7 protein-coding genes are annotated in these 9,872 nt (G+C 39.9%); 4 read left to right on the plus strand and 3 right to left on the minus strand.

All coding sequences use genetic code 11. The annotated features are described in order from the left end of the window. Window positions 1-879: 879 nt before the first annotated feature. Both BMX02_RS11410 and BMX02_RS11415 read right to left on the minus strand, forming a co-directional pair. Window positions 880-1,671 carry a 2-amino-3,7-dideoxy-D-threo-hept-6-ulosonate synthase gene (locus BMX02_RS11410; RefSeq protein WP_091690892.1) on the minus strand — a complete coding sequence of 264 codons (792 nt, stop codon included), beginning with the start codon at window positions 1,669-1,671 and terminating at the stop codon, window positions 880-882. A gap of 59 nt (window positions 1,672-1,730) precedes the next feature. Further along, window positions 1,731-2,243, minus strand: a complete 513-nt coding sequence (locus BMX02_RS11415) for a deoxyuridine 5'-triphosphate nucleotidohydrolase (RefSeq protein WP_091690893.1) — start codon at window positions 2,241-2,243, stop codon at window positions 1,731-1,733. 256 nt (window positions 2,244-2,499) lie between these two features. On the opposite strand from BMX02_RS11415, the gene BMX02_RS11420 reads away from it, so the two are divergent. After that, the gene (locus BMX02_RS11420) at window positions 2,500-4,614 is read left to right on the plus strand and encodes an ATP-binding protein (protein ID WP_167879339.1); all 2,115 of its coding nucleotides are present in this window, start codon (window positions 2,500-2,502) and stop codon (window positions 4,612-4,614) included. A gap of 267 nt (window positions 4,615-4,881) precedes the next feature. Here BMX02_RS11420 and BMX02_RS11425 read toward each other — a convergent pair whose 3' ends face one another. Then, window positions 4,882-5,619: a hypothetical protein gene (locus BMX02_RS11425; protein ID WP_135644142.1), complete on the minus strand. Its 738-nt coding sequence runs from the start codon at window positions 5,617-5,619 to the stop codon at window positions 4,882-4,884. 239 nt (window positions 5,620-5,858) lie between these two features. Here BMX02_RS11425 and BMX02_RS11430 point away from each other — a divergent pair, with 239 nt between their 5' ends. The 3 genes from BMX02_RS11430 to BMX02_RS11440 form a co-directional block, all read left to right on the plus strand. Then, window positions 5,859-6,212: a hypothetical protein gene (locus BMX02_RS11430; RefSeq protein WP_135644139.1), complete on the plus strand. Its 354-nt coding sequence runs from the start codon at window positions 5,859-5,861 to the stop codon at window positions 6,210-6,212. Further along, window positions 6,184-7,128, plus strand: a complete 945-nt coding sequence (locus BMX02_RS11435; RefSeq protein ID WP_177165275.1) for a DUF4386 domain-containing protein — start codon at window positions 6,184-6,186, stop codon at window positions 7,126-7,128. Before BMX02_RS11430 ends, BMX02_RS11435 begins: the two co-directional genes overlap by 29 nt. Window positions 7,129-7,542: 414 nt before the next feature. Next, window positions 7,543-9,872 (plus strand): NosD domain-containing protein (locus BMX02_RS11440; protein ID WP_143052434.1); only part of this gene is annotated, 2,330 nt, incomplete at its 3' end.

Below are 9,872 nucleotides of genomic sequence, written 5' to 3' on the forward strand. Positions count from 1 at the left end.
AAACCCGAGTTCATTTATATATTTTTCAATATGTTGGCTGGTTTCTATTTTTGATTAACGCACTTTCCACATATAAATTTGTGTCTATAAAGGGAACGTTCAATCATAAATATATTGACTTTATGCTTCGGATATCTGGTATTTTTTTATAAATTTATTTGTCTGACCTGCTAAGATCAGATGCATAATGATGGTAAATTACTTTGGTTATTTATTTTCATTTGGTTACATTGATGCTGAGTTTAGAAAAATGTATGTTCAATAATAAACATCTCATTATTATTATGATGACCAGCAACATCTTTATATAGTTACTAAAGCATAGTAATATTTAGGCAAGACCGAAAAAATCATATCGTACCACCACCACCACAAACTGATTTTTTATTGGTCATTCCATCACGGTCTTGCTATTACTCTTCATTTTTACTTATTACTAAAGCTTCTAGCTTTAAGTTTTTATTTTCAAACTGCTTATCTTTATTATTTATTCAAGTAATCACATATCGTATTGATCAGTCTAAAATTTTGCATTTATTTTTGTCACATGCAAAACAAAAACAATTTCGAAAATTATATATAGTTATTAATATATTGTAATACTTAAGCAAGATCGTAAATCATATTGTACCACCACTACTAACTGATTTTGTTGGTTATTCCATCACCGATCTTGCTATAATTCTTACCTTTTCATCAAATATGATTTCTCAAATGCAATTCTTTACTTATCATTTGAATCTCATCTATTCCTTTAAATGATATTTTTGCTCACTGGAACATGCGAAAGCTTCCGCTATCTTGCAAAATCTTTGATATTAAGAAAATCTTTAAAAAGGAAAAAAGTGAGTGCCGGAAGCTCCGGCATGTGATTATATTTCAGTCTTCCAAGGCTTCGTCTGCTGTCATTCCACCATGGACGACCTTTGAGATACGAGTGACAAGCCTGGTTGGATTGTCGGACTGGAAGACGTTCCTGCCCATTGCGACACCCTTGCAGCCGACCTGAAGTGCATCATAGATCATTTCGAGCAGCTCCTTTTCAGTGTCCATTTGAGGACCGCCTGCAATAACTACAGGAACCGGACAACCATCAATGACCTCTCTGAAAGAGTCAGGGTCGCCTGTGTAGCTTGTCTTGACAATGTCTGCGCCAAGTTCGGCACCAATCCTTGCTGCGTGTTTCACGTATTCCACATCAAGCTCGGATTCGACCTTTGCACCTCTGGGATATGTCATTGCGAGAAGAGGCATTCCCCATTCGTCACATTTCTTTGCGATATATCCAAGGTCCTGGAGCATTGCTGCTTCATCATCCGCACCAACGTTGATGTGAACAGAAACTGCATCAGCGCCTACTTTTATAGCTTCCTCAACGGTCGTGACAAGGACCTTATGGTTTGGGTCAGGTCCGAGTGCTGTGGAACCGGAGAGGTGTATGATAAGTCCTACATCCCTGCCATAGCCACGGTGTCCGTGTTTTGCGAGTCCCATGTGACCAAGGACAGCATTTGCACCGCCTTCTGCAACCTTGTTAACAGTTGATGGCATGTCGATCAGACCTTTGATAGGTCCTGCACCGACCCCATGGTCCATTGGTATTATTATTGCGTTTCCCGTATTTCTGTCGAATATACGCTCCATCCTGACAGATTTGCCAATTTCGCTCATGCTAGGGGAGATGCCTATTATATTACATATCCTTTACGTAGATGCTATTACCTGCCATGTCAGATATTCTCATGCTGGTATCTTCCACAATAGCCTTCATCCACTTCTGTGTGAAGATGATAGAAAAGCAGCTGCATTATGCGGGCGTTTTTCTGGAGGTCGAACCCGGCGGTATTGTACACCACTAGCATGCATTCACTCCTTCCACAATATCCTGCATCCCATACAGCAGTTTCAAGGGTAGCTCCGCACCTGATAAGGCTGGAACGTGGTTTGGCGATGGCTGCCAGCGTCTTTGGTATGTTGACGATCTCGTTCAAAAGGACCTTGTATATGCCTGGTTCAAGGTGTATCCAGCCTTTCTCATCAAATTCGATCTTACTGCCTTCGGATATCCTTCTGCCGGAATTGTCAAAGTCAACCGCTCCTGCACCTTCAATGGTCCTAACTTCCTGAAGTGTCATCTCCACACCGTTAGGCTGGAGCTGGGTATCCATATCTATCATGTTCTCTACAAGGGGTGGATTCGTAAGTACAAGCTCTCTCAGTTCATTTTTTGATAAGAGGGTCATAGCTGTTTGATAGTCTGGATGGGTTATTATGATTTCGGGATGCTATATTTGAGTCAGTTCAAGAGAGTTTATCTTTATTTATTTTTGCATAACGGTTGAGATACCTTATTTCGATGGGTAATATTTATATAAAATGCTGTAATACAGACGAACTTGATGTATGTAAAGTTAATTTGTTTTAATTCAATACTTACTTCCGATCCCATAATTTCGCTATCTATGAATACATATGATCCAGAATCCAGGTGTTAATAACATGCAAGAATATTCACAAAAAATGAACCTTCCTATATCAGACGTTCCGCATGGTGAAAATATTACTCTTGTATATAGAAACGGTGATAAAGTAATTAATTTTGTCTCGTCTTTTTTAAGGTCCGGATTTAAACACAATGATCTATGTGTCTGGATAACACCCGGAGTAAAAAACAATGAAGATCCGGATGCTTTCTTCAAGGAAAAGACCATCTTCGTTAACGAGAAATCCTTTTCCTCGAATTTTGATCTTGTTCTTGTGGACCTGGAATTGCTTTCTGATGCTGAAGCATTTTGCAAGGCTATACTCGAATTCATAGAAAAGAAACACAAATCTGCTATTAAATGTGGATTTAATGGACTGAGGGTCAATATTGACCTGATCTCGGATGAAGGTCAAATGCTGCCTTTTCTCAGGCAATGCCGAAAATCTATCATTTCTGCAACTTCAGATATTGAGCTCACAACCTTATTCACATGTCCTCTGGAGTCCTTTTCCTCTTCAGATGTCTTTGAACTGATGGATGACCGGGAAAACACCATCATGAAAAAGAATGGTATGTGGATCAGTCTGATTGACCTGCTCAGCAGCAAGTACAGGAAGCACCTGCGATTTTCTCCGGAGTTGATGAAAAAGGAAAAAGAGCTGAAGTCTATCTACCGGAATAGTCCTGTGGTTGCCTTCCTCAGGAATTCCGGAAACGGTTTCCCCGTTGAGTTCGTTTCAGAGAATATATCCCAGTTTGGATATTCGGCAGAAGATCTCATGTCCCATAAGGTTCTTTATGAGGATCTAATTCATCCCTGGGACATTGATGATTATTTTATGGGCCTTTCTGAATGTATAAAAAAAGGGTCTACTGAATTCACAAAGGAATACCGGATACTGGACCGTGAAGCTAATACTCACTGGGTAAGTGAGACGTCATTGATAGAGATGAACAGGTCCGGAAAGCCAACTCGTTTCCAGGGCATTATTGTCGATATTACTGAAAGGAAACTTGCAGAGGAAGCCTTGAAAAGATCCGAGCACAAGTTCAAGGCCCTTTTTGATAATTCCAATGATCCGGTTTTCCTTTATGATCTGGATGGAAATATTTTTGAAGCGAATTCCAGAGCATGTGAATGTCTGGATTATAGCAGGGAAGTGTTGTTGCAGAAGAACATAAAAGAGACATATTCTCTGGAATGTGCAGCGAATTTTAGCAAAAGGGTGGAAGAAGTTTGCCGGATGGGTAATTGCATCTTTGAAATGGTAATCCTGCGAAAAGATGGTTTTGAAATACCATGGGAAATGAGTGCCCAGTTGATGGAATATGATGGCAAGCCTGCTATTCTGAGCATTTCCAGGGATATTAGTGAACATAAGAATATAGAACAAGTCCTTTTGGATGCAAAAAACGAAGCAGAGGCGGCTAATATATTAAAAAGCGAATTCCTGGCTAACATGAGCCACGAACTTCGAACTCCCCTGAATTCTATTATTGGTTTTTCAGATATTCTTCTTGATAGTGAAGCAGGACCTCTCGCTGATAGACAAATGAAATATGTAAGTAACATCTCCAAAAGTGGAAAACATTTGCTGACCCTTATCAATGATATTCTGGATCTTTCAAAGATAGAAGCTGGTAAAATGGAACTTCAGCATGAAAAATTCCTGTTCAGGGACGTTTTAAATGACGTGGAAGCAGTTGTCTCCCCTCTTGCAGAAAATAAGAATCTCTGCCTGAGCACAAGCATTGGAGCCGACGATATCTGCATCAATGCTGACAGGCTAAAATTAACCCAGGTCCTTTTCAATCTGGTATCCAATGCCATAAAGTTCACCCCCGAAGGCGGTTCAGTAATGATCCGGACAGAAAATAATGCTGACACTCTGGTAATCAAAGTTGAAGACACGGGGATCGGAATACCGGAATCTGCCCAATGCGATCTCTTCAAGCCTTTTACACAGGTGGAATCATCTTCGAATCGTCAGTTTGGAGGTACAGGTCTTGGCCTTTCCCTTGCTAAAAAATTGATAAAATTACACGGCGGTGAGATCTGGGTTGAAAGTGAACCCGGTAGTGGTAGTGTATTTGGGTTTAGTGTTCCTTTGTCGCCTGAAATATCTTGATCTGGATAGTTTCAATGCTCAATTGAATTTCCAGAATGATAGTGTTTCCAGACATTACAGATTACCCATAAAAATAGCAGTACTCCTATTATTGTGAGCAGTATATAAGTAATAGACAAAACCAGCAAGCTGATCTCCGGTACAATGCATGCGATATTGACTACAAGTATCAGTAATGGTATGAAAATGATAAGGTTCCGGGTCGAATAAGAGCTGCTTCCCAATATGTCCAATTCCTCTTCCTTTTTGGTGGATCGTATATGAGAATTATTGGAATAGCATAGAATACAGTATTGATATGTAAGGCAGAATGGTTGTAGTTATCCTTTCAGGAAGAAGGTACAGGAATGTTACAATATAAAGTAAAATTAGGTAGCTCCCCAGTAGCTTGAAACTCCTTTTGCCCAATTCCAGGTAACTCAGGTCACTATCCTTTGTGAACTTATAAAGCACTGCAATTATCGACAATGTCCCTATCAGGGAAATATTTGCAGATACGAGATCGAACTGGTTCCCGTTAGCGATGAAAGTGCTTATCAATATCAGGAAAAACACTATCATGGATGTTTTCCTTCTCGTTCTTTCCAGAATAAACTCATGTCCTGTTAGCACCTTTCCGGTCAATATCTCAAAAACAAGTGTCGGTACGATAAAAGACATTATCGGATGCCAGAAAAAGACCAGTATGGGAAATTCACCGATCCCCAATCCAAGAAAGGTTCCCATTGATGGCCCCTCGGAATCGAAATAGCCAGCCCACAGGACCTTGGTGATCCATGATTCGTACAAAGCGAAGAGCACTCCAAAAAGATAAAGCTGGGACAATGAGGTCCGTTCTGTCTTTAAGGCGATCCCTAAAAAGAACAACAAATGGGCCAGATAGAGCGGAAATGTTACAAGAATCCCCCAGCCGCTGATGAACCATGTCTGTGAAGCTCCTGAAAATACTTCTGCAAAGAGCATGGATAAGGTTCCTATCAGGAGTATAGGGGGAATTTTTTGCATGTTACCAAATGATGGGTTGTTTTGGAATTAGTAGTTTTGTAAGATGGTCGTATCCTTGCGTTTTTTACTGGAAGTCATGGTGGTAACATATATCCTAAACCACAGCAGAAGTTCGGCAAAAGCCTTGGAGTTGGAAGAAGTCCTTTTCAGGAAATTAATTAAAAGAAATGATGTTTGGGTTCGGAATGAGTTCGTAAACTTTATATGTATATTATGTACCATTTTTTATATGAGCAGTTATGCTGCTTAAATTAGGTGGAGGAAGTGATAAAATGGATGAGAAAAAACCTATCCTGAGACTGTATTTCGCCAAAATCAAGGAAGCATTTTATAACCTGTCTGAAGAGGAAAAGTATGAGTTCATGCGTAAGGATCGCGAGGAAATGGACGAACTCGGGATGAAACTCATGATGACGATTGACTGCCGTTGGTCCAACGAAGAGTGGGATTTTATTGGGATCGAGGAATGGCCATCCATAGAAGCTCTTGAGAAGCGTGCCGAATTCGAAAAAGAAGAACTAGAAGCATTCAGGTATGTTGAATCGAAGACTTATTTGGGTACTCGTGAAATTGGCGAATACGGTAAAGAATGAAAACCTAAGGCAATGGAAACCTGGACCAGTTCCAGAGCGTCTGATCTTCCTCAAAGAGCTTATTGAGGCGGGAAAGATAAAATCGGTCATTGATAGACGCTATCCGTTGGAACCGATTACCGAGGCTCACAGGTATGTCGAAAAAGGACACAAAAAGGGAAATGTAGTCATAACTTTGGAACATAATAAAAAACCTACCAAATTAGTGGGAACTGAAATGACAAACCGTATCGCTGATATATCACAACGCGAAGCTGCAATAGTCGCAGGGTTTGGGCTTCTGATCATGACTATATTCGCTCTCTTCGCTCATTTTTTTGCTCTTCCGAGTCTGATTGTGCCGGGAGATGCCACAGAAACAGCAAATAATATTATGGCTAATGTGGGGCTATTCCGCATGGCTATTTGTAGCTTTATAATCGTGATTATTCTTGATGTGTTGGTGGCCTGGGCACTTTATGTTTTACTCAAACCAGTAAACAAGAGTCTCTCGTTGCTTATGGCGTGGTTCAGGTTGGTGTATGCCACAATTTTAACATTCAGTCTGGTTTTTCTTGTTATTGTTTTGCTACTTTTAAGTGGTGCTGACTACTTGACAGTATTTGAAACAGATCAGTTGCATGCTCAGGCGATGCTATATATTAATGCGTTTAGTGATGGATGGGCCATTGGATTAGTCTTTTTTGGCCTTCATCTTGCGTTCCTTGGTTATTTGGTTTTCAAATCAGACTACATTCCCAGAATTCTAGGTATCTTGTTGATAGTTGCAGGTTTAAGCTATCTAATAGATAACTTTGGCAAATTTCTTTTTCCCAGCTTCGACGTGGCAATTAGCCTGGTTCTGGGTTGGGGGGAATTGTTGTTTATGTTTTGGCTTTTGTTGAAAGGAGGTAAAATACCCGAAATGAGATCCTGAAATTGTTTCATTATGAGATTTGACATAAAACTAGAAATAAAAAGGATTCAAACGCTGGAAAAAGCCATCAAAAAGGTTAAAAGAAACAGATGGTTTCGTGGAGATTCAAACACCTGACTTCTTCTGTTTAAAGCCTGATAATATCTATTTTATTGATTATTCCGTTTTGTTAACAGCGTTACCATTTATGGATTTCTTAACATATTTTACATGTCATCTGATATTCTTTAACAATGTACTTATAAAATAAAATATAATCTTTAAGTAAAGGTTCATATTCGTCTGTGGTGGACGACAAGGTGGCACTGCCTTTTTTGTACCTGATGTTTTTTTGGCATGTTCTGCCTTAGCGATCGTGATCTCTACAGATGTAGATGATTCTGGAGATCGTAATATAATGGGGTGGTGGGAGTAATGAGAATACATGCAATGATGTGTTTTGTAATAGTTTTAGCTTTAATGACCGTAGGAACTGCATCAGCTTTATCACCGCCAATAGTTTACGTCTCCGCAAATAATGATGGTGACTACAATTGTGATGGAGTAGCTGACCAGGTCCAGATAAATGCGGCACTAGACTATGTGGATGCCAATGATGCTTATACGACAGTGTACCTGAAGAATGATGGTGGCACGAACGATTATATCATCAGTGACCAGATTGAGATTCATGATGACACCCATTTCACTGGTGCTTCAGGAGTCAGAGTTAAGCTGAAGTCAGGCTTGACAGAAAATGACTTTGAGCAGATGGTAACTGGTGGAACTGATCTCAGTTACAGGGTTTATAATAGAGGCTATGATATCGAAATCAGCAACATTATCTTTGATGCTGATAGGTATAACCAGTCCATTTCTCGAATGACTGTGAGAGAAACAATCTCTATAAGAGGTAATAATCTCACTGTTCATGATTGTCAGTTTGAGGATGGTGTAGGAGATGCTATCAAATTTGCCAATTATGGTGAGGAGCTTCCTGGAATTGAGATTTATGATAATGAGTTCTATATTTCTGGGCATTGTAACATCTATATTGTGTACACTGGATATACTGGAGATAATAGGGTTTGGATCCATGATAATAACTTCAATGAGATTTATTCCAATGCTGGTGTCAGGTTAGATGAAGTATCAGGGGCCTTGATTGAGAATAATACATTCTTCTCTGATACTCAGTGGAGTGACCATGGTGTCTATATCTCTTATGTCAATGATAATGGTGCTGGAACTGAATGTAAGGATAATGAAGTCAGGTATAATGAGTTTCACAATGTAAGAGAATGGGCTATATTATTTTGTGCCAGAGTATCAAGTGGTGGTACCAAATCAGAGACGACTGGTAATTATATCCATCATAATATGATATATGAAGGATTAGGATATGATGATAATGCTGGTGGTATTAATGTCTATGGTATGGATCAAGCAGTAGTAGAATATAATACTATTGTTGATGGAGAGGGTGATGGTGTTGCTTGTGAGGAGTATCTCAATTATGGCTTATCTCCTACCGGATACACTATTACTGTTGAGAACAACATCATACAGGGCATGAGCACGTATGGCTCACATCAATATGGTATTGCTAACCACGAATCATCTTCACACACTATCAATAGTAACTACAATAATATCTATGATTGTGATGGTGGTAATTATCTGGGTGTAACTGAAGGAGGTTATGATACTCATGTAGATTCTAAATTCTATGATGCTACCAATGATATCTATACCCTAAAATCTACTGCAGGAGTTTGGGATGGAGATAATTGGGAGACATCAGCAGAGCAAAGTCCATGTATTGATGGTGCTGATCCATCTGATCCTTATTCTAATGAGCCTGAGAACAATGGTGACAGAGCTAACATGGGTAGATGGGGTAACACTATCTATGCTTCAAAGTCTGGTGCAGCTGAGATTAATGTGAACTCTGCAGATTCCATCCAGGATGCTGTTGATGCTGCAACCAACGGTGACACGATTATTGTCTATCCTGGGGTATACACAGAGAATGTGAATGTGTACAAGAAGTTAACTATAATATCAGAATCAGGAAATCCGGATGATACCATTGTTCAGGCTGCTTCTTCAAATGATCATGTATTCCACGTGACTGCAGATAACGTGACTATAAACGGATTTACTGCAACAGGTGTCACTGGTGATGATAAAAGCGGGATATATCTTTATGGAGTTGAAGGATGTACTATTACTAACAACATTGCATCGAACAACGATTTAGGCATCTATCTGTATGATTCCAGCAACAACTTGATCTACAACAACTACTTCAACAACACGAACAACACTCTAATTAATGATAGTACCGGAAACGTCTGGAACATCACCAAAACAGCAGGTACAAACATTATCGGTGGATCATATCTAGGTGGTAACTACTGGGCACACCCCAATGGCACAGGATTCAGCCAGACCAATAATACCGATGCGGACAGAGATGGCATATGCGACGAAACCTATACGATTGCATCGGATCACATCGACTATCTGCCTCTGGCTGCACCGCTCGTCTATCCTGTTGCTGACTTTACTGCAAATGTAACTGAAGGTATTTCTCCTCTGACAGTTGCTTTCACTGATCACTCAACCAATGCAACCTCATGGGCATGGGATGTTACTGATAACGGTACAGTGGATTACACAACCCAGTATCCGGTCCATACCTATACCATTCCAGGATTGTACACTGTCAATCTAACGGTCAGTAATGGCAATGGTACGGA

Origin of the sequence: Methanococcoides vulcani, assembly GCF_900111645.1 — an archaeon.
GTDB classification, from domain to species: Archaea; Halobacteriota; Methanosarcinia; order Methanosarcinales; family Methanosarcinaceae; genus Methanococcoides; species Methanococcoides vulcani.